Source organism: Rosistilla oblonga, assembly GCF_007751715.1.
GTDB classification, from domain to species: domain Bacteria; phylum Planctomycetota; class Planctomycetia; order Pirellulales; family Pirellulaceae; genus Rosistilla; species Rosistilla oblonga.
Map to the genome: position 1 here is coordinate 4,204,690 of NZ_CP036292.1, position 21,514 is coordinate 4,226,203.

Annotated in this window: 10 protein-coding genes; 5 read left to right on the plus strand and 5 right to left on the minus strand. The window is 58.8% G+C overall.

Going from position 1 to position 21,514, the window contains the following annotated elements; translation table 11 throughout:
* Positions 1 to 45: 45 nt before the first annotated feature.
* Both CA51_RS14845 and CA51_RS14850 read left to right on the plus strand, forming a co-directional pair.
* Positions 46 to 615, plus strand: coding sequence for an ECF-type sigma factor (locus CA51_RS14845; protein WP_145121877.1), 570 nt, complete (start codon positions 46 to 48; stop codon positions 613 to 615).
* Positions 616 to 724: 109 nt separating this feature from the next.
* Positions 725 to 3,001: a serine/threonine protein kinase gene (locus tag CA51_RS14850; RefSeq protein WP_145121878.1), complete on the plus strand. Its 2,277-nt coding sequence runs from the start codon at positions 725 to 727 to the stop codon at positions 2,999 to 3,001.
* Here CA51_RS14850 and CA51_RS14855 read toward each other — a convergent pair.
* The 5 genes from CA51_RS14855 to CA51_RS14875 all read right to left on the minus strand — a co-directional run bounded on the left by CA51_RS14855 (position 2,934) and on the right by CA51_RS14875 (position 13,339).
* A complete protein-coding gene (locus CA51_RS14855) occupies positions 2,934 to 6,224 on the minus strand; it encodes an efflux RND transporter permease subunit (protein ID WP_145121880.1) in 3,291 nt (1,096 codons plus the stop codon). The genes CA51_RS14850 and CA51_RS14855 overlap by 68 nt on opposite strands.
* The gene (locus tag CA51_RS14860) at positions 6,221 to 7,834 is read right to left on the minus strand and encodes an efflux RND transporter periplasmic adaptor subunit (RefSeq protein ID WP_197451202.1); all 1,614 of its coding nucleotides are present in this window, start codon (positions 7,832 to 7,834) and stop codon (positions 6,221 to 6,223) included. The genes CA51_RS14855 and CA51_RS14860 overlap by 4 nt, the downstream gene beginning before the upstream one ends.
* 867 nt (positions 7,835 to 8,701) lie before the next feature.
* Positions 8,702 to 10,204, minus strand: a complete 1,503-nt coding sequence (locus tag CA51_RS14865; RefSeq protein WP_145121884.1) for a mannitol dehydrogenase family protein — start codon at positions 10,202 to 10,204, stop codon at positions 8,702 to 8,704.
* Positions 10,201 to 11,925, minus strand: coding sequence for a purine-cytosine permease family protein (locus tag CA51_RS14870; RefSeq protein ID WP_145121886.1), 1,725 nt, complete (start codon positions 11,923 to 11,925; stop codon positions 10,201 to 10,203). Before CA51_RS14870 ends, CA51_RS14865 begins: the two co-directional genes overlap by 4 nt.
* A gap of 232 nt (positions 11,926 to 12,157) precedes the next feature.
* Entirely contained in the window at positions 12,158 to 13,339 is a 1,182-nt protein-coding gene (locus CA51_RS14875) for a DUF3500 domain-containing protein (protein WP_145121888.1), read from the minus strand.
* 508 nt (positions 13,340 to 13,847) lie between these two features.
* On the opposite strand from CA51_RS14875, the gene CA51_RS14880 reads away from it, so the two are divergent.
* The 3 genes from CA51_RS14880 (at position 13,848) to CA51_RS14890 (ending at position 21,313) form a co-directional block, all read left to right on the plus strand.
* Complete coding sequence (locus tag CA51_RS14880) at positions 13,848 to 19,718, plus strand: PAS domain S-box protein (protein ID WP_145121890.1); 5,871 nt, start codon at positions 13,848 to 13,850, stop codon at positions 19,716 to 19,718.
* Between the two features lie 230 nt (positions 19,719 to 19,948).
* Positions 19,949 to 20,134 carry a hypothetical protein gene (locus CA51_RS14885; RefSeq protein ID WP_145121892.1) on the plus strand — a complete coding sequence of 62 codons (186 nt, stop codon included), beginning with the start codon at positions 19,949 to 19,951 and terminating at the stop codon, positions 20,132 to 20,134.
* A 309-nt stretch (positions 20,135 to 20,443) separates the two neighbouring features.
* Positions 20,444 to 21,313, plus strand: coding sequence for an endonuclease/exonuclease/phosphatase family protein (locus CA51_RS14890; protein WP_145121894.1), 870 nt, complete (start codon positions 20,444 to 20,446; stop codon positions 21,311 to 21,313).
* Positions 21,314 to 21,514: the final 201 nt, after the last annotated feature.

Genomic DNA, 21,514 nt, shown 5'->3' on the forward strand with positions numbered 1-21,514 from the left:
GAAGCTGCCCAACTTGTCGCTTCGTTTCCATTGGCTCCCTTTTTTATGTCCGACATCACCCAGATCCTGCATCAGATCGACAACGGCGATCTGGCGGCGGCCAACGATTTGCTCCCCTTGGTCTACGCGGAACTGCATCGGCTGGCAAAGCGGAAGATGCAGCATGAGATTGCAGGTCACACGCTGCAGCCGACGGCGCTGGTGCACGAAGCCTACATGCGGTTGGTAGCTAGCAACGTGGGGCAGGAGTGGGATGGACGAAGGCACTTCTTTGCCGCGGCGGCTGAATCGATGCGGCGGATCTTGATCGAGAGCGCTCGGAATCGCAAGAGTCTCAAGCGGGGCGGCGATTGGGCGCGGTGCCAGTTAGCCGAGGAGGATGCTGTCGCGGTCCCCGACAATGCCGAGGAGCTGCTGGACCTCGACGCCGCGCTCACCAAGCTGGGCGAGACCGAACCGGAGATGGCTAAACTGGTCGAGCTACGTTATTTCGCCGGTCTCAGCGTGGAAGAGTCGGCCAAGGCGCTCGGCATCTCGCCACGAACGGTCAAACGCAACTGGGCCTTTGCCCGAGCCTGGTTGGGACGCGAACTGCGGGCCGAAGCGGACAGCTAAAATTTTTTGGCCCCCGACGCGTCTAGAATTCGCATTCTAACAGGTCGTAGTTTCGCTCCGAAATCGACCACCGCCCAATGGATTGGCATTTGCGAGGTTGCCCCATCCGATGAGTCCCAACCACGAAAAGACGATTTTCTTCGAAGCGCTCGAAATCGAATCGCCTCGCGCGCGGGAGGCGTTCGTGCAGGGAAGCTGCCAAGGGGATCCCGAGCTGTTGGATGCTGTCTCGCGATTGTTGGCCGAACACGACCGGGCCGACAACCCGATCGACCATCCCGTCGTGGCAAGCTTGCCGACATTCGATGCGGTCACCCAACAGGTGGCTCGGTCGATCGAAGCAAATCACCCGCCGGGGACGATGGTTGGACCCTACAAGTTGATGGAACAGATCGGCGAAGGGGGATGCGGGTTGGTCTTCGTCGCCGATCAACAGGTTCCGGTCCGTCGCCGCGTGGCGCTGAAGATCATCAAACCGGGGATGGAAACCCGCCAAGTGATCGCCCGCTTCGAAGCCGAACGGCAAGCGTTGGCGATGATGGATCATGAGAACATCGCCCGCGTCTTCGATGCCGGTGTGACGCAGACCGGGCAACCTTACTTTGTGATGGAACTGGTCCGCGGGGTTCCATTGAACGAGTTTTGCGACAACCATCGACTCGACACGCGGCAGCGGTTGGAACTGTTTCTATCGATCTGCAACGCCGTCCAGCACGCCCATCAAAAGGGGATCATCCACCGCGACCTCAAGCCTTCGAACGTCTTGGTGACGCTGCAAGATGGCCGCCCGATCGCCAAGGTGATCGACTTTGGAATCGTCAAAGCGATCGGACAAAGTCTGACCGACAAAACGATCTACACGCGGCTGGCGTCGATGATCGGCACGCCGGCCTATATGAGTCCTGAACAGGCGGAGATGAGCAACGTCGACGTCGACACGCGCAGCGACATCTATTCGTTGGGAGTCTTGTTGTATGAGCTGCTGACCGGATCGACTCCGTTTGTCGTCGGCCGCTTGAACAGCGTCGGGTTCGACGAATTGCGGCGGATCATCCGTGAAGAGGAACCGCCGAGTCCAAGTACGCGGCTGAGCACGTTGGGCAATCAATTGTCGACAACTGTCTCCGCCAATCGCCGGTTGGAACCCGCCAAACTGACCTCCTTGATGCGTGGCGATCTCGACTGGATCGTGATGAAGGCGATCGATAAAGATCGTGCCCGCCGGTATCCCAGTGCGATCGCCTTGGCTCAGGATGTCTCTCGATTTCTGGAGGGCCAGCCGGTCGAAGCCCGTCCGCCGTCGACGCTGTATCGTTTTTCCAAATTCGCCCGCCGCAATAAGGTCGCCTTGACGACGGTCTCGCTGGTCGCCGGTGCGTTGGTGCTGGGAACGGTTGTCAGTCTTTGGCAGGCGCGGGTGGCCTACCACGCGATGGAACAGGCTCGTATCGCCGCCGCAGCAGCCAAAAGTTCCAACGCGGAACTGGAGGGATTTACCGACCGCTTGCGCCGCGCCAACACGTTGATCGCCTCCGGCCGCGCCTATGCCGACGCCGGCGACTGGTCCAACGCCAACGAAGCGTTTACCAACGCGACTCAGACCCAGCCCCGTTATTTCCACGCATGGATGGAGCGGGGAGCGCTGTACGCCAAAATGGGGCTCTGGGAAATGGCCGCAAGCGACTACCGCAAGGCGCTCGAATTGGGATCTCCCGTCGACGGAGTGCAATTCCTGGGAGTCCCGCAGTTATTCGACTACGTTGGCGATCACGCGATGTATGAACAACTCGCCAAGGATCTTGCCCAATCCAGCAGCGGTTCGTTGGGGACAATTTTACGAGGCCAGTTGGTCGACCAGCCGTCGGCCGAGGTCTCGGCCCAGTTGGCGGTTTTGGGTGAGCAATTGTTGGAAGAGCGTCGGTTGAGACCCGATGGCCGGCCGACGCGGACTTCGCGGATTCCCCGGGGCCCCAAGCTGTATGTCGCCGGTTGGGCTCATCTGCGCAACGGCGACATCGATCGGGCGATCGGGCGGTTGGAAGAATCGCTCGACGAATCGACGATCTGGCCGGCTAGCGGGATCAATTACCCGCTGCTGGCGATCGCTTACACTCAGGCCGGTCGCAGCGACGACGCAGCCAAAGCTTGGACGTTGGCAAAGCAATCGCGGGATCAATGGCTCGACCAATCGATCGAAACCCAACAGGGAACGCCTCCGATTCCGTGGTTCGATTGGATCGAGTTTCTGATGAACTATCGGGAGGCTTCGCTACGGCTGACCGGCGAACTCCCTCCCGACGATCCTCGCTTGGATCAACTTAAGTCGCTGGCACGGGGGGCAATTGCGAACTCGGCTCCGGATCCTCGTCCGAGCCCGCAACGCTAGCTGTGACCAGATACATCACCGGAACAAAGATCAACACGATCAGGGTGCTCAGCCCCAAACCGAAAGTCAGACTAGTCGCCATCGGCGAAACAACCTGAGCTTCTTTGGACCGTTCCAGCAGGATCGGGAACATCCCAGCGATCGTGGTCAGCGAGGTCAGCAGCACTGCGCGGAAACGCCGCCGTCCGCCATCGATGATCGCTTCGTGCAACGGCAGCCCGTCGCGAACGCGGCGGTTGATAAAGTCGACCAGGACAATCGAGTCGTTGACGACGACACCCGACAGCGCGACGATCCCAAAGATACTGAACAGCGTCAGATCGATATCCATCACGATGTGGCCGACGATCGCGCCGATGAAGCCAAACGGAATGATCGACAGGATCAAGATCGCTTGCCAGCTGGATCCGAACTGGATCGTCAGCAGCAGGAACATCGCTCCCATGACGACGATAAATCCAACGGTCAAGCTGTCGACAGTTTCAGTCGTTTGCTCCTGTTGTCCGCCCCACATGATTTCAACGCCGGGAAACTCCGCTTCCAGCGTGGGAACAAAATTGGCTCGCAGGTCGGAGACGACGTTAAAGGCATTCCCTTTCGATTCATCGACGTCGGCGACTACGCTGATCGAACGCATCTGATTGATGCGGCGGATCTCGGCGTAGCCACGCTGCACGTCGACCTCCGCGATTTGGTTGATCGGACGCTCGACGCCTTCGCCGGTGCGAACTCGGATCCCATTGAAGCTGACAAGCGTGTTGCGGTCCTCGCGAGGATAACGGACCCGAAGCGGAACCTCGTGCCGGCCGCGCTGCAACCGCATCACCTCTTCGCCGTAATAGCTGGCTCGCACCGTTCCGGCGACATCCGCCAACGAGATTCCCATCGCCTTGGCGTCGTCGCGAACTTGCATCCGGTACTCCCATTTCCCCTGTCGCGTGTCGGTTGCGATGTCGGAGACGTAAGGATATTCGGCCAGCTTCAATTTAGTACGCTCGATCGCCGCGTCCAATTCATCCAGGTGTTGCGACGAAGCCATCAATCGGACCTCGATCGGCAGCGACGCGGGACCGCGCGGCGTCGCTCCAAACGCCAGCGATTCGGTTCCAGGCATCCGCCCCGTCTCTTCACGCCACATCCGGACGATCTCGGCGCTGGAAACGGTCCGCTGGCCGATGTCGTTCAGTTGCACAAACAGCCCGCCGATATGGCTGGACGACGCCGTGGAGACCTCGTCCCCTGTGGAACCGACCGTCCGCTGAACCGCTTTGACAAAACCGTCTGGATCGGTCGTCAATCCTTCGTCGATACTTCGTTGGTTTACTCGCCAGATCGCAGCTTCCATCCGCTGCGTTGCGGCATCGGTTGTCTTGACCGGCGTGCCATCGGGATAGATGACTTGCGCGGTGACAAACCCAAAATCGATCTTCGGCAGCAATAGGAATTGCACCATCCCCGACCGGACGACGCCGATCGACAGCAACAGCATTCCAGTAGCGACTGAGATCGTGATCGCCGGGTTCCGCAGCGAAATCTTCAGGAACGGGGTATAGATTCTTTCGATGAACCATTCCAACCAAACGGTCACGATGCCGTTGGCCTTCTTGACCAGCCACGCCAGCGGATGCAGCGGCAACAGCAACCAGACGACCACGTCCAGAAAGCGGCTACGGCGATGGGAGAGGTGCGAAGGCAGGATCGTCAAACTTTCGAACATCGACAGCAGCAGCATCGCGCCAACACACAGCGGCAACACCACGGTCATCCGTTGGATACTCCCTTCCAAATACATGATCGGGCTGAAAGCGATGATCGTCGTTAGCACAGCGGTGATCACGCTGGGAGCCACTTCGGTCGCCCCGTCGATCGCCGCGTCGCGCCACGATTTGCCCATCTGTTGGTGGGTGTAGATGTTTTCACCGACGACGATCGCATCGTCGACGACGATTCCGAGTGCGATCAAAAAGGCGAACATCGATGTCATGTTCAGCGTCATGCCGCCGTAGTACATGTAAATGCACGCGCCCAACAACGAGACGGGAATCCCGAGCGAGACCCACCACGCCAATCGCATCTCTAAAAACAATGCGAGCACAACAAAGACAAGGACAAGTCCCATCCAGCCGTTTTTGGCTAGCAGATTCAAGCGGTCGCTGACCGTTTTGGAACGGTCGCGCATCGTTATCATCGAATAGCCGGCGGGAAGGTCGTGTTTCGCTCGAGCGGCAAAGTCTCGCACCTCTTGAGCGACGACCAACAGATCGTCGGCGCTGGTCGTTTCGACGGAGATCACCACGGCGGGCCGACCGTTGATTTCGTTGACCGCTTCGTCGACGGAGAACTCATCGCGAACGCGGCCCAGGTCGCCGACAGTCAGCACGACGCCGCCGGCTTGGCTGACCAACGGGATATTGGCGATCTCTTCGCCGACTTCGTGCTTGTCGCTGCCCCGCAGCACGACCTCTTGCGATTGACCTTTTAACGTACCGCCGGGCAACTCGACGTTGTTGTTGCGAACGATCTCCGCCACATCGCGCAGCGACAAATTGTATTCGCGGAGCGTCCGTTCGGGGATTTCGATGTCGATCTGATATTTCGGCGCACCGACAAAGTCGACGACCGAAACCGATGGCAACGCCAGCAGGTCGGTCCGAACCGATTCGGCGACGCGGTGCAACGCAAGCGCCGCTTCGACCCGCTTTTCAGCCCGCTCGGCTCGATCGACGCCTCGCGACGAGGAACTGTCGTCATCGGAACTCTCCGCCTCGGCATCGCTTTTGGGCCCCATGACGGCCACGCGAATCGCGGTGACAAAATTGGTTCGCAGTCGGATATCGGGACGTTCGGCCAGTTCGGGGAAGCTGGGGATTTGATTGATCAGCGTCGTGACTTCGGTCAGCACGCGTTGAGCGTCCATCTGCGTGGCGTCGCTCTCGAGTTCAAACGTCACGCTCCCCAAGCCCTCGGTCGCGGCGGAGGTCATCTCATCGATGCCGTCGACGGTCCGCGTCGCCTCTTCGATCTTCTCCAGAATCCCCTCTTCGATCTCGTCGGGACTGGCTCCCGGATATTCGACCGACACGGTCAGGACATAGAGTTCGAAATCGGGCCAGAATTCGCGACGCAGATTTGCCAGACTCCAGGCACCTAAAACCAAGGTCCCCAGCATAATGACATTCATCGCCTGCGAGTTCTTTACGGCCCATGCGATGATCGACTTCATCGTGCCACTCCGCTAACCAAGGTTGTTTTGGGGCGATTGCGATCGGTCTGGCTGCCTTCGGTCGCAGGGGAATCGACGCCAACACTTCCCACCGGCGGCCGCTTCGCCTTCGAATCGCGAGCCTCGGCGGTCATCACCGGTAAGCCGTCGCGTGGATCGTTGACCGGGGAGATGATCACCGAAGCAAGCTTTGATACATCGGCGGGCGAAGCGCCATCGCTGTCGTCCGCGGATGCAGCGGTTCGGGCCATTCGATGCTCTGGTAAACGAGCGTCGACGATTACGTCGCCATCGATCTGCCCGACGACTTCGATTTGGACGATCCGCATCTTGCCATCGCGATTGATCCAGATCCGGTCGCCGGGGCGAATCGCCGATTCGGAAACGCGATACAACGGACGCGTCGCGTCGACGTGCAGGTGAACCGAAACAAACATCCCTCGCAACAATTGCCGCGGTCCGTCGATACCACGTTCGACGCCGGGCGAGTCCGGCGACTGGTCGTTCGCAGATTCCCGGGCGAGAGCAAATGCGTTGGTCCGTATCCTTTCAACCGCTTCGGGCGAGTCGACGCGAAACAGACAGGGAAAGGTCCGCGTATCCTGGTCGATCCCAGCGCCATCGATCCGTTTCAGCACCGCCGCCCATTGATAGGTTCGGTTGCCCAAACGGTATTCGATGTTGCAATTGACTTCGGGCAGGTGGTGTGCTGCGGAGGAGCCGGCCTCTTCGAGATTGGCAACGGAGTTGCGGGCGTTCCAGACCCAATACATCTGTTCGACTGTCAGGTTCGACCGTACCTCGACGGCGCTGACATCTTCGATCGTGACAAACGAAGTTCCCGCCGCGACAAACGATTGCTCTTCGACGTTACTCATCACCACGCGGCCGCGGATCGGAGCGCGAACAACGGTGCGGTCCAAGTCCAACTGAGCTCGCCGCCGCGCGACCTCCGTCGACGCTTGCCGTTCCACGATCAGCTTCCGCTGCGCTTCGAGCTCGCGGCGTCGGTTTTGCAGTTCGACCACCGCAGCGCTGGCCGAAAGTTCGGCCTCCTCCGCGGCGTCGACCTCGGCGATCGAAGCAGCATTTTGTTGGATCAACGAATGGGCTCGCTTGCTCGCCGCTTCGGTCAATCGAGCGCGACGTTGGGAGAGCGCAACCAATTGATCGGTGTTTTGAATACTGACATCGATCGCTTCCAGCTCAGCCGCTTCCTGATTCTGCTGGGAGACCAATCGCTGCACTTCGAGTTCGTATTCGATCGGATCCAACCGAACCAACACCTCGTCCTTATCGACCATCCGCCCCGCACGCATGTTGGGGGACAGCTCGACGACACGTCCGGCGACCTCGGTCGCCAATCGGATCTCGCGGAGCGGAACGACGACGCCGTTAGCGGTCAACGAAACGGGGCCCTCATGAATTCGCAGCGTTTCGGTATCGACGACCGTCGCCGCCGGTTTGGGCGGCTTTGACATCGCCGGACGCTCGCGTTTGCCCAGTTTGGTGTAGGCGATCACGCACATCGTGAGCACGCTGGCGGAGACTGCGAAGTTGATAAACAGATGGACGCGAGAACGCCTAGCCGCAACGTTTGATTCATTCATGCGGTTGTCCCAATCGGAGGGGTGTGTTGCTGGTGGAAGGTCGAGCGCTCTGCCCCGCACTCGGTGAACTCGTCCCCAAGTCATGCGAAAACGCCAGCCGGCCGGGGCCAATTTTTCGCAAGAATCGCGGAAGACAAGGAATTCCAGGCGGGTCGACGCATTAAGAAAGCGAAATCGGTAGGCCATATGGCCTACCGATTTCGCGTTGCGTCGACGATTTCGAGGCTCCCAAGCCGCGGAGGCGGCGGTCGCACAAAGCCTGCGGCGCCAGCCGCAGGATCGGCATCCAGAGTCCGGAACGAAGAAGCCTCGGCAGGGGCGACAGAGACGTCTGGCAAGCAAATTGCCAGGCCGATGGATTGGGCCATGCAAATGGCTGGAGCTTTGCCCCGTCAGACGAAAGAGCACCGCGCGTTTGGGCATTGTGTTCCGGAGGAGCGCCGCTGCGCGACGACCTCCGGCTACCATCTTTCATCCCTTCGGGATCTCGTGGGGCCGGACACAACCGCCGTTGCATCCCATCGACCGCAACGCGGGCGCACCGGTTCCGGATATAGTCGATCGCAACGCGGGCGCACCGGTTCCGGATATAGGGCCGAAGGCCAGGCGATTTGCATTGCCCAGGCCAACGGCCTGGGCCCCCATGACACGCGAAAATCGGAAGGGCCAACGGCCCCGCAATTTGTTAGCAAATCGATCCGCCCCTCACAAATCGCCGGGCCGATGGCCCTATGGATTTCACGAGGCAATCACGCCCCCCAGGCCGTTGGCCTGGGCTAAGCAAATGGCTGGAGCTTCGCTCCGCAAAACGAATGCAAAACGGATGGGAGCTTCGCCTTGACCAGGGGCGCTCGCTTTCTCATCCGGCTACGAATTGCTTTCGTCGCTCAGTATCGCGTGCAGCGTCGCGGTGACATCGGGGTTGTTGTAGATGCGATCGATCAGGTCGGCGTAGGTCTTTGTAAATCGCTGGTTTTCGGCGAGGTCGCCGAAGACCGATTGAACTTTCAAAAACGCTAACGGGTCATCGCCGGTTTTCCTTGCCGCGGCGTGCAGTTCCGCTTTCAGACCGTCGGTGATTTCCAACGCCTTGCCGTGTCGATCGACTTGTTTGTCGCTGTAATAACACCAGGCGGCGAGGACTAGCGTGGCGTAGCGGATGCTGCCACCGCTGGCCAAGTTCTCGCGGATCGTGGGGATCAGAAAGACTGGCAGTTTGCTGGAACTCTCCAGACAGATCCGCGACAGACTGTCCCTGATCTTGGGATTGCCGAACCGCTCGATCAACGTCTGTTTGTATTCATCTAAGTCGATGCCGGCGACAGCATCCAACACCGGCGTCGCTTCGCGGTCGAAGAATTGGCGAAGGTACTGGGCGAACAGATCGTCGCCAATCGCTTGGTCGATCGTCTCGTGACCGAAGACCGAACCAAGGATCCCCAACACGGAATGCCCGGCGTTCAACAGCCGCAGCTTCATCTTCTCGTAGGGCGTCACATCGGGAACAAACTGGACGCCTACGTCTTGCCAGTCGGGTCGGCCGGCGGAGAAGTCGTCTTCGACAACCCATTGGCAAAACGGTTCACAGGCAACGGGCCACTTGTCGTCCAGCCCGAACTCGGTGCGCAGGAAGTCGATGTCGGCGTCGCTGGTCACGGGGGTGATCCGGTCGACCATCGCGTTGGGGAAGCTGACTTCTTGCTCGATCCAATCGGCCAGCTGCGGATCTTGCAGCCGCGCAAATCCGATCAGCATCTTCCGCGTCAGATCGCCGTTGTGCTGGATGTTGTCGCACGATTGGACAGTAAACGCGGGCAGCCCCTGTTGGCGACGCTTCGCCAATGCCGCGGTCATAAATCCGAAGACCAACCGTGGTTGCAACGGGTGATCGATGTCGTGCTGCGCGTCGGGATTCGACGCGTTGAACTCACCGGTCGCGGGATCGACGTTGTAGCCTCCTTCGGTGATCGTCAGCGAAACGATCTTTGTCGAGGGATCGGCCATCCGGTCGATGACCGCTGCCGGGTCGTCGCATCCCATCAGAAAATCGACGATCGATCCGATCACTCGCGTTTCGATCCCACCGTCGGGACGCTTGACGATCAGCGTATACAAGTAGTCTTGGTCTCGCAGAATCGTCGCCATCTTGCGGTCCGGTTCTCGCAGGCCGACGCCGCAGATTCCCCACTGCGGATCGCCGCCGGCCGCAAGCAATTGGTCGGTGTAAAACGCTTCGTGAGCGCGATGGAATCCGCCCACCCCGACGTGAACGATCCCCGTCGTCAGGCGACTGCGGTCGTAAGTCGGCCGGGCGATTTGGCTGGGAAGTTGATCGAGGTTCTGTTGCGTCAGGGGAAGCTGTCGGTTCATGTTCGAGCTTGTTGGAGTGATTTCGTGTGTTGCAACGCCCAGTAGGCGGAGACGAAATAGACGATCGTGAAGACAAATCCCCACGTGTAAAAAATGGCGACGTTGCTTTCATAAGCTGCCATGTCGGGGCTGCCGAACATCACGACAATTCCCAGAATCAGTGTAAGCCCCAGCGACAGCCAAGCGACTCCACGCAGGATCTTGTGCAGCGTGGATGTATCGTGTCCGGGCGTCCCTTCGGCGAGAGCTTGTTGCGTCTGGAACTCTTTAATCGCTTCGTTCCGCTCACGCTCCGCCGCTTCTTGGGCAGGATAGCTGTCGCGAGCTCCGTAAAGACTAGCCAAAATCGTATAGAGCACGATCGTGACCGCCCACGTCGGCAGGAACAGATAGAAGAAGGAGATGACTTGTAAGTAGTTCAATCCAAAACCAAACACCAGCCCGGCAGCCCAAGCGGCGACGGCGGGAGTGCTGTGCGTCAGCCCGCGATATTTCGCCCAGTATCGGGTCAGACCGAGACGCGGGAAGAGGACGTGTTCGGCGAAGACGATTCCGCCGACCGGAACGACGATCAAACCGGCGTAGGTCAGCAGCGGCAGGATCTGTTTGTAGACAAACGGGAAGCAGGCGATCACGACGGTGACGACGCCGACGGTGAAGGTGACTTGCATCCGCGAGTGCTTGTGAAAAATCGCTTGAGCCGCCAGGCCGGCGCGGTACAGGTTCGCGTTCGCTGTCGTCCAACCGGCGATGATCACGATCACGTACCCCGAAAGCCCCAACGCTTGGTAAGCCACGTCGCCGGGATCGAGTTCGACAATCGTGCGCTGCAGCAGCACTGCGGTTCCGGCTCCCATGATGCCCGAAGCGATCCAGGCGATGTAGTGACCAAACAACATCCCGGCACTGGTGCACAGTCCATAGATCGATCGTTTTGCATAGCGCAGCAGTGCCATGTCGATCAGGCCGAAGTGGGTGATCGTATTGGCTGCCCAAGCGAAACCGATCACCTCCCACAAACCGATCCCCGGCTTCCCCTCGCTGTTCAGCCCGGTCCAAATCGATTGATCGCCGATCGTGATGAAGTCGGCGAAACTTGTCAGTTGCGTGCGGCCGAGCACCGAATCGGCAAGGGCTGGGAACAACGCAAACGCGCCGCAGACAAACATCACGACCAACCATGGACCGCAGATTCCCGAGAACTCGGCGACGGCGTTGAACCCGTACATCGCCACCAAGACAACGATCATCCCAACGCCGACGACCACCAACACAAACAGACTGTTCGTCGGATACCACTGCAATTGAGCGGGGATGCCAAACAACAGCCGCACCGCCGTGCTGGAGACCGTGATCATCGCGGCGGAGATCACCGTGAAGATCAGCACGTTGGCCCAGTTATATAGATCGCTCATCGAATCGCCGGCGATCTTGTGCAGGTACGTGTAGAGACTCAGCCGCGTTTGAACCGCGATTGGCGTCGTGATCAGAGTCCAGCTGAGGATCGCCAGCACGTTGCCGATCAACAGCCCGATCAAGATGTCCATCGTCGTCGCACCGAGGGCGACGAAGGTGGCGCCGATCACAAACTCGGTCGCCGCGACGTGTTCGCCGGCGTAGAGTCCCGCGAAATGAGTCCAGCCGTGTAACTTGTGCTCGGGAACCGGCAGCTGTTCCGGATTGATCTCAGCGATCGCGGACGAGGCGGATTCGTTTGTCATGCGATTTCCGAATAGGTGGATCGCCTGCGCCGCTGTCGATCGACAGATTGCAACGCTTGAGATCGAGTTGTGGAATCAAAGATGAGTGGATGCCCCAAGGGCGACGGCGAAACGGCGACGTCGATGGCAGAAGTCATCGACGCGACGAAACACCCTAATTATCCTAGCAGATCCCGATCCCCGGTCCACTCGATACCGTCCAAGGTTGGCGAGTTCCCCGTTAGCCGGTCGCCTACTTTGTCGGTTTCGCTGGCTCGTGAGGGTACGAATGGTCGTGCTTTTCGTAGTGCTGCCGAAGCAGATCCTTGCCGTAGTCGTTGCCGTTAGGCGTTCGGACGACGGTATGGATGTGCTCTCGCACAGGAATTCGCCCACGTTGCGGAGCGATCCGGCGTTGGTGATCGAATTCGATAAGGATCACCGGGCTGTGGACACGGTAATAGAAAACGCCTTCGGGATCGGTCTCGCCGATCCAAGCGAAACAGGTCCGATCGAGGTGCTTTTCGACTTCGGACATCTTCACCTTGGCGTGACCATCGGCCATGTTGCCGACGTATTCCGCGATAAGTTCCAGCAACAGTTGCCGTTGTTCTTCGTTCAACTTCTTCCCTGGGATGCCCGCGTAGTCGAGATCGATGTTGTCGTGGAACGCTTCGGCAAGATTGTTAGTTCCTCCTTTTTGACTCGACAGCACCGCTTCGGTTCGCTGCTGCGGATCCAAGGATTGCATGAACGTATAGCCCTTATCCTGTTCGTCCTGCATGACAACCGTTCCCTTGAACTTGCCCGAATCGGCGCGGATCGGTTCGCTGCCCATGAAGACCGGCGACATCACAACCTGATCTCCCAACACAAAATAGTTGATCACCAAGTGATGGCCATCCAGCTGCCAGCCCCAAGGCTCGGTCTGCGACGGTTCGCCCATGATCGTGATGTAGTACAACCATTGCCCGTATTCGTCGAACTTGCCCGAGAGCTCGGCGAGCGTCTCGTTCAACTTCATGATGTCCTGGGTCTTCTTCAGCCCCTTGGCACTCAAGCCGGCTTGCAGCATGTCGAAGGCGGCTTTGCGCTGCGCTTCGTTCATCTCTTCAAAGCTGACGCCCTGCCGCTTATACGAATGTTGGTTCGCCCATTTCCGCCACTCGATATCGTCGACCGGGAAAGTCGTCCGCGCGCGTTGCGGTTCGCTCAACGTCCCCAGAAACGCATCGGCGGCTTCCATTACCGGCTTCGTTGAAACGCCTGTCGATTCGATCGGGAATAATCCCGGTTCCGGCTTCGCCCCCGGAAAGATCCCACGAAACGCTTCGGAGAGCCCCCGGTCGAATCCAGGTGGTTGAGCGATGGCGGCAAGGATCACCAAGCCCAACAGACCGACGGGGAGAACAAAACGAGTGATCGTTCGATGCATCTTCAATTCCAAGTTTTGCGAGGTGATACAGGTAGGGTGCAAAGCGAGCGGGCGACAACCATGATAACGCACTGTTGCCGCGATTGGCTAAGGTGAGCTGGAAATCGTTCAGGACAAATCACTGATCGTGACTAGGCACTCTTGGCAAGTCGAGGCACAGGCGAGGCACCGTATAAATTCCTCGCTTGCACGACGGGGTACAGTTTCCTGAGACGCTCACGTTTAAAACAGGTGAATAGCCCCGGGAAATCGTTTCGCCCCCGATCCGGCATTCAACGTCAGCTGCCCGCCCGCCAACGGATTTGTAAATCGCGGATCTCGCAAGCTGACACAGTGCGGCTGATAGCTCTACCTTTAAAACGGTGATCTGCCCTGGCCGCGCCAGCTACGTCACCGACGCTGCTGTAGGATTTGCAATTTGCCCATGCCGACCGGTTGTGATGCGGATAGCATATTCACACAATAGATCGCATCTATGCTGTGACATCGACAATGGAATGATTCTGCAATGCAAGAGCCCCCCAGCTCAAACCGAGGCGAGACCGCTAGTCCCTCGGCGATTGTCGGTATCGGCTGTGCCGCCGGCGGAATTAAGGCGCTCGAACTGCTGCTGCACGAACTTCCACGCGGCCTGGGGGCAGCGTTTATCGTCGTCCAACATCTGAACACCGACGAAAGCGATGTGTTGGTCGACTTGATCTCGCCGATGTCGCCGTTGACAGTGATCCCGCTGGGCGAAAGCCCGCTGCAACTGCGTCCAGATCAGATCTATGTTGTTCCTCAGCGGAGCATCGTTCAGCGCACCGAGGAGGGCTTTGCAGCGGTCGCCAAACAGAAACCGGACGAACGATCGAACGCGATCGATGGGCTGTTCCAATGCTTGTCCGAATCTTCCACCATTCCCACCGTAGGCGTTCTGCTGTCGGGGGCGGGGAGCGATGGGACGCTCGGCTTGGCGTCGCTTCGCGATTCGGGCGGACTGACGATCGTCCAAGATCACGCGTCGGCTACTCATCCAGAGATGCCACAGAACGCGGCCCCGATCGCTGATCTCGTGCTGACGCCCGACCAACTGGGACGCGAATTGGCCAAGCAGATCCGGCACATCGAACTGGCGAAAACGCGACGCGATCTGGAATCGCAAGCTTCGCGGATCGAAGCCAATCTACCGCAGGTCTGCGATGCCTTGCTCGCCGCCACCGAATACGACTTTCGCTACTACAAACGGCCGACGTTAATCCGCCGTGTTGCCCGGCGGATGCAGGTGTTGCGAATCCTCGATGCCGACGAATACCTGCGACATCTGCAAGCTCAGCGCGAGGAAGCTCATGCCCTGTTCCGCGAGCTATTGGTTAGCGTCACCGCATTTTTCCGCGACCAAGATACGTTTGCCACGCTATCGCAGCGAGTGATCCCGCAACTGTTCGATCGCTATCAAACCGGTGAAGCGATTCGAATCTGGGTACCGGGCTGCGCCACCGGGCAGGAAGCCTATACGATCGCGATGTTGATGATCGAGGAGCGGGACCAACGCGGCTCCGACATCGAGATCCAGATCTTTGCTACCGACATCGACCAACGGGCGCTTAACATCGCTCGCGAGGCTAGCTATCCGCTGTCGATCAGCAACGAATTGACGCAACAGCGACTCGACCGCTTCTTCCGCAAAGTCGGCAAACAATATCAGGCCAGCAAAGAACTTCGCGACCTCTGCGTCTTTTCGGTTCACAACCTGATCAGCGATCCGCCGCTGTCGCAGATCGATCTCATCTCCTGCCGCAATCTGTTGATCTATCTCGGCCAACCGTTGCAGTTGAAACTGATCCCCGTCTTCCACTTTGCGCTGCGGCCCCACGGTTTCCTTTTGTTGGGGCCTTCGGAAAACCTGACCTCCCACCAGGAGATCTTCCGGCCGATCGACAAGCAGCATCGGATATCGCAACGCAAACCGGGCCCTTCACGGACGAGCGAACTGCTGCCCAGAAGGGACCGCGTGACATCAACGATTCATCAAACGGCGACCGAATCGTCGAACGAACTGGACATCCATCACATCTCTCAACGGATCTTGCTGGATGAATTTGCGCCGCGATACGCGATCGTCAACGAAGATGGGCAATTGGTTTCCACCTCGGCGGGACTCGAACAGTATTTTGAATTCCCCAACGGGCCGTTCGCCAACAACGTCGTCAAGATTGCCAAGTCGGGGCTGCGGAGTGGGTTGCGTGCATCGCTTCGAGAAGCTCGCGAATCGATGCAAACCGTGCTCCGCGATGGGCTGACGCTGAAGACCGACGAGGGCGTTCAACAGATTCACTTAACAGTCCAGCCGATGCCCAAGATCGGCGAACAAGCGAGTTTGTTCATGCTCGTTTTTCAAGAGCGGGGCATCGTCGCGTCGCGCAAATCGGCCGAGGATACGGTGCCGTTTGCCGAAGCTGCGATCGAACAGCTCGAACGCGAACTCGACCAGACGCGGACCGAACTGGAGAGCACCGTCCAAGACTTGGAAGCCTCCAACGAAGAACTGAAATCCTCCAATGAAGAACTTCGCTCGCTGAACGAAGAACTCCGGTCGGCCAACGAAGAATTGGAGACTTCCAAAGAGGAGATTCAAGCGGGCATCGAAGCACTCTCGCGGGCTCGCAGCGACCTGCAGAACCTGTTGGATGGGACGCAGATCGCCACGATCTTTTTGGATTCAAGCGGGAACATCAATAGTTTTACTCCCACGATTCGCGACATCTATAACGTCCGCGATGCCGACGTCGGCCGACCGTTGGCTGAGATCACGCACAAATCGGACAAGATGCCCGCGATCCCGCGGGTGGAAAAACTGAGTCACGATATCGCGTACGTCGAAGACGAATTCCAAACGACCGAGAGCCGATGGTTCTTGCGGCGCGTGCTCCCCTATCGCTATGCCGATCGCGCCGACGGAGTGATTCTGACCTTTGTCGACATCTCCGATCGCAAGCGGGATGAAATGCGTTTGGCGGCGATGCACAGCGTGACGCAGTTGCTGGTCGACACCGAATCGTTCGATGATGCGGTTCCCCAATTGCTGGAAAGTCTGCGTCAGATCCTTACGGTCGACGTCTGCCTGCTGTGGCTTGTCGATTCGAAGTCGCAAGAGCTCTATTGCTTTGAATCGAGCGCGTCGGATGTCGCCGCGTCGCTGCAAACATTTGCTGAACGGAGTGGCGATTGGCGTTTCAAATCGGGAGATGGCTTGCCGGGGCTGGTTTGGAAATCGAAACGGCCGCACTGGATCGAAGACGTGACAGCGACTGGATTCACGGAAGAGGTGAAGTTCGTTCGCCGCGATCTGGCCCGCGACGCAGGCATCATCAGTGCGATCGCAGCACCGATCTCGACCGGCAAGCAGTTCCGCGGTGCGATCGAGTTCTTTGCGACATCGAAACTCGAACGCGAGGATTCCGTGCTGCGGATGTTGGGCGAGGTCGGTCGCGAGATCGGCGAGGCGATCCGTCGTAAACGGCTGAACGATCGCTACCGCGACCAAGAAGCTCGCAAAGCTGCGGTCTTGGACGCTGCTCTCGATTGCGTGATCACGATGGATGTCGAGGGACGGATCGTCGATTTCAACGCCGCCGCCGAAGCGACCTTTGGCGTTTCCAAAGCCGAGATCGAAGGCAAATCGCTCGCCGACACGCTGATCCCCGCACCGATGCGCGAAGCGCACCGGCGAGGAATGCAGCGGTATCTCAAATCGGGTGAAGTTGCTGTGATCGGCAAGCGTGTGGAATTGGAAGCGTTGCGATCCGACGGCACGCAGTTCCCGATCGAACTGGCGGTCAACGCTTCCTACAATCGCGATGGCTCACCTTTTTTCACCGCCTACTTGCGGGACATCACCGATCGCAAAGCAGCCGAAGCTGTGCTGCAGCAGCGAGCGAAACTGGCCGCATTGCACGGTTCGTTAGCCGTAGCATTGGCCGGTGAAGCCCCGCTGAACCAAATCCTCCAGACCTGTTGTCAGCAATTGGTCGATGAACTGGAGATGGCATTCGCCCGCGTCTGGCTGCTGAACGAAAAAACGCAAACGTTGGAACTCTCCGCCAGCGCGGGGCTCTACACACATCTCGATGGCCAGCACAGCCGGGTTCCCGTGGGGCAGTGGAAGATCGGCAAGATCGCCGCCTCTCGCCAACCGTTGCAGACCAACACAATTCTGGATGATGCAAACGTCAGGGATCCCGATTGGGCCGCGCGTGAAGGCATGGTTGCATTTGCGGGCTACCCGTTGGTCGTTGAGGACCGCGTCGTTGGCGTTGTCGGATTGTTCGCCCGACACGCTTTGGCTGCCGAAGTCTTTCAGCAGATGTTGCCGATCGCCGATGCGATCGCTCAGTGCATCGCTCGCAAGGAATCCGAACACGAACTGATGGACCGCGAACGCAAGCTGCGGCTCGCCCTGGATGCCGGACGCCTGGGATCGTGGCACTGGGATATTCTCAGTGATCGCGTCGCGTGGTCGACTCAACTGTACGAACTGTTTGGATACGAGGTCGGCCAATTCCAGCCCACGCGTGCCGGTTTCTTGGACATCATCCATGCCGACGATCGGCAAGCGGTTTCGCAGCGGATCGACAACCTGTTCACCGGAACCTGCGAATCGTTCGACATGGAGTTCCGCATTATTCGCGGCGACGATGGACGCGTGATTTGGTCGTCGGGGCGCGGCGTCGTGCGGCGCGATCACGAGATGCAACCGTTAAGCATTCTGGCGGTCGCGAGCGATGTCACCGATCGCAAACGGTGGGAACTGGAACTCGCCGACCGCGAAGCCCAGCTGCGACGTGTGATCGACAACACGCTGTTTTTCATCGGTGTCCTGGGAACCGACGGCACGCTGTTGGAAGCCAATGCATCGGCGTTGAAGTCCGGCGCGCTGGAACGCGACGACGTGATCGGCCAGAAGTTCTGGGACTGCTATTGGTGGAACTTCGACGAGCCCTCGATCGCTCGACTGCAAGATGCCTTCCGCCGCGCTTTGGCTGGCGAAGTCGTCCGCTATGACGTCGAAACCCGAATGGCGGGCGATACGCGGATGACGATCGATTTCATGTTGGCGCCGGTCCGAGACCAGCACAACAACATCGCTCACCTGATCGCTTCGGGAGTCGACATTTCCGATCGCGTGCAGGCCGAACAAGCACTGCGAGCGAGCGAACAGAAGGCGCAGCTGGCAAACGCTTCGAAAAGCGAATTTGTCGCGAATATGAGCCACGAGATCCGCACGCCGATGACCGCCGTGCTCGGCTACGCAGACCTCTTGCTGGCACAGGAGAACGATCCTGAAAAATTGGAACATCTGCGCACGATCCAACGCAACGGGAACTTTCTGCTGGCCATCATCAACGACATCCTCGACCTCTCCAAGATGGAAGCGGGCAAGTTGGAGATCTCCAACGAGTGGTTCTCGGTTTTCGAAGTCGTCGAAGATGTGCGGTCGATGATGCACGTCCGGGCGACCGAACGCAATCTGGCGTTCGAAGTCGAATACGAGGGGCAGATTCCAGAGCGGATCGAAAGCGATCCCAAACGGCTGCGTCAGGTTCTGATCAATCTAACCGGCAACGCCGTCAAGTTCACCGAATCGGGACGCGTTCGATTGCACGTCCGCGAACTGCAACGCGATGATCGATCGATGATTGAATTCCGAATCGTCGACACGGGAATCGGCATTTCGGCGGAGCAGCAGGAGCGATTGTTTCAGTCGTTTTCGCAGGGAGATGCCTCGGTCAACCGATCGTTTGGCGGCACGGGGCTAGGACTGGCGATCAGTAAGCGCTTGGTCCAAATGCTCGGCGGCGAGATTTCCGTCGAAAGCGAATGGGGCAAAGGCAGCTGCTTCAGCTTCACGATCGCCGCGGGGAATGTGGCGGGCCAACGCCGCGTCGTTCCAACTCTTAACGCCGCGCCGGATGCTGCACTCGCCACACCGGTTACCGGCGCAATCGAAAGTCATCCGCTTACCTGTCGCGTGTTGATCGTCGACGACCGCCGCGACGTGCGGTTCCTGAGCACGCGGATTTTGTCGCAGGCCGGGGCAGAGGTCGAACAGCTCGAAGATGGTCTCGAAGCGATCCAACGGATGACTGCGGATCCCGACTTCATGCACTCGATCGATCTGGTTCTGTTGGACATGCAGATGCCGCGGATGGACGGTTATCAAACCGCGACACGGCTGCGCGAGATGGGCTTTCATAAACCAATCGTTGCGCTTACCGCCGACGCGATGCAAAGCGATATGAACCGCTGTATCGAAGCTGGCTGCAACGACTTTCTCTCGAAGCCGATCGACCGCCAACGTTTGATCGACACCGTCGCTCGCTTAACCACAAGCGATTGAATCGCATCTGCGATTTGATTTGTGATAACGCTGTTCGGCAATCACGCTGAAGTCCACACCGCACGAGAGCCAGCGACACGATGCGCGATGCAGCGGCTAACGCTCGGCGGAACGATCGAAAAACAACAACAAGACCTACTGAATCGACATCAATTGCGATCGATAGTCGGCGGGAATTGCGTTATACTCCTCGGCTTCGATTCGATCCGTTTCACACTAACGAGGATGTTATGAAACTCAGCGATTTTTACAACGAAGTCAGCACCCGCGTCGACACCGACAAGACAGCCATCAATGCTGCGGTCACCAAACGTGTACTCAGCGAAGCCTTCTTGGTCTTGGCAGCGATGGATGCCGCCGATGTCACCGACACGATCTCCAAGGGATTGAACAACGCCAAGAAGAAGATGGGTTAATCGGATCCAGCCAATCGAGCGCCCAGCCCACCTGCGGAAGGCTTCGTCGGGAGGGCTGGGGATGGACGCCGCGCGAACCGACTGCCGCGCTGCGAATCTCTGTCGGCAAAGCGTCATGTCGCCGACGGTTCGCGACTCGAAAGCGACACAACCACTCATCCTGCTCTTACGGGGTAATTGAACGACAGCGGCGGACGGGCCATGATCGGAGTGAATACACCGGTAGATTAATTTTGTTCGTGTCGAAGTGCCACAGCCCGGATCATTGTGCAACAATATCGGCTTCTGCACCTCGATAAGGACCTACCTGTGAACATTTCAAGACGCCACTTCAGTGCCGCGATCGCCGCTGCGGGACTTTCAACGACCACCACGACTCCTGGATTCGCGGACGCCCCAAAATCCGCACCGCTGCGAGTCATCTCTTACAACGTTTTGGTCTGCAGAGGCTGGCCAAAGACGCGCCGCTTGGCGAAGCTTGCGGTCAAGAAGGGGCAGATGGCAGACCGATTGGCATTGGAGCTGGCGCTTCATGAGCCGGACGTCGTCAACTTTTCGGAATCGCCCAGCGAAGCGATCACTCAGGCGGTCGCTGAAAAGTTGGGGATGCACCACGTGCGATTCCCCAGCGGCGGCAATTGGCCTGGAACGTTGTTGAGCCGATTCCCGATTGCACATTCGCAGAACGCACCGCTCGGCGGACCGCGTCCCGCGGATCTGTTCACGCGTCATTGGGGACGGGCTGAACTGCAGACCTCCGACGGCGCACCCTTGATCGTCCACTCGGCGCATCTCTTCCCCGGCGCCGATCCGGCGGTGCGACTGAAGGAGATTCGCACAATGCTCAAGTCGATGAAAAGCGACTTCGACGCCGGGCGGTCGATGCTGTTGATCGGCGACCTGAATCACGGTCCCGATACCGACGAGTACAAGCTTTGGATCGACGGCGGGTGGATCGATACCTTTGCCGCCGTCGGCAAAGGGGAAGGGCTGACCTTCACCGCCGACAACCCGCGGTATCGGATCGATTACGTCATGGCTGCCGGGCCAATCGCACAGCGGATCACCGAGTCGCGACCGCTGCTCGAGGGCGCGTTCCGCGTCGATAGCCAGGATCCTGAATCGTTTGCACTCAGCGATCACATTCCGCAGCTGGCCGTTTTCGGCGGCAAACAGTAGAGAACGCCGCTAGATCGTTCGGCAATCAAAACGCAATTTTGATTAAACTATGCGTGACGATGCCCCGGCTGCAGTCGACTTGCACGGGGCATCTCGCTTCCCAATGTGACAGGTTGCTTCGGCAGAATGTGCGCGATTCGCGACGACGCCTGATCGCGTCTGCGATGCCATCGCAGTGATCGGATTGTTCACGGCGGGGCC

Excerpts from the sequence above, each read along its gene's own strand:
- CA51_RS14860 (WP_197451202.1), bottom strand. The coding sequence starts at position 7,834 with ATGAATGAATCAAACGTTGCGGCTAGGCGTTCTCGCGTCCATCTGTTT.
- CA51_RS14845 (WP_145121877.1), top strand. The coding sequence starts at position 46 with ATGTCCGACATCACCCAGATCCTGCATCAGATCGACAACGGCGATCTG.
- CA51_RS14885 (WP_145121892.1), top strand. The coding sequence starts at position 19,949 with ATGAAACTCAGCGATTTTTACAACGAAGTCAGCACCCGCGTCGACACC.
- CA51_RS14855 (WP_145121880.1), bottom strand. The coding sequence starts at position 6,224 with ATGAAGTCGATCATCGCATGGGCCGTAAAGAACTCGCAGGCGATGAAT.
- CA51_RS14880 (WP_145121890.1), top strand. The coding sequence starts at position 13,848 with ATGCAAGAGCCCCCCAGCTCAAACCGAGGCGAGACCGCTAGTCCCTCG.
- CA51_RS14875 (WP_145121888.1), bottom strand. The coding sequence starts at position 13,339 with ATGCATCGAACGATCACTCGTTTTGTTCTCCCCGTCGGTCTGTTGGGC.
- CA51_RS14865 (WP_145121884.1), bottom strand. The coding sequence starts at position 10,204 with ATGAACCGACAGCTTCCCCTGACGCAACAGAACCTCGATCAACTTCCC.
- CA51_RS14850 (WP_145121878.1), top strand. The coding sequence starts at position 725 with ATGAGTCCCAACCACGAAAAGACGATTTTCTTCGAAGCGCTCGAAATC.
- CA51_RS14870 (WP_145121886.1), bottom strand. The coding sequence starts at position 11,925 with ATGACAAACGAATCCGCCTCGTCCGCGATCGCTGAGATCAATCCGGAA.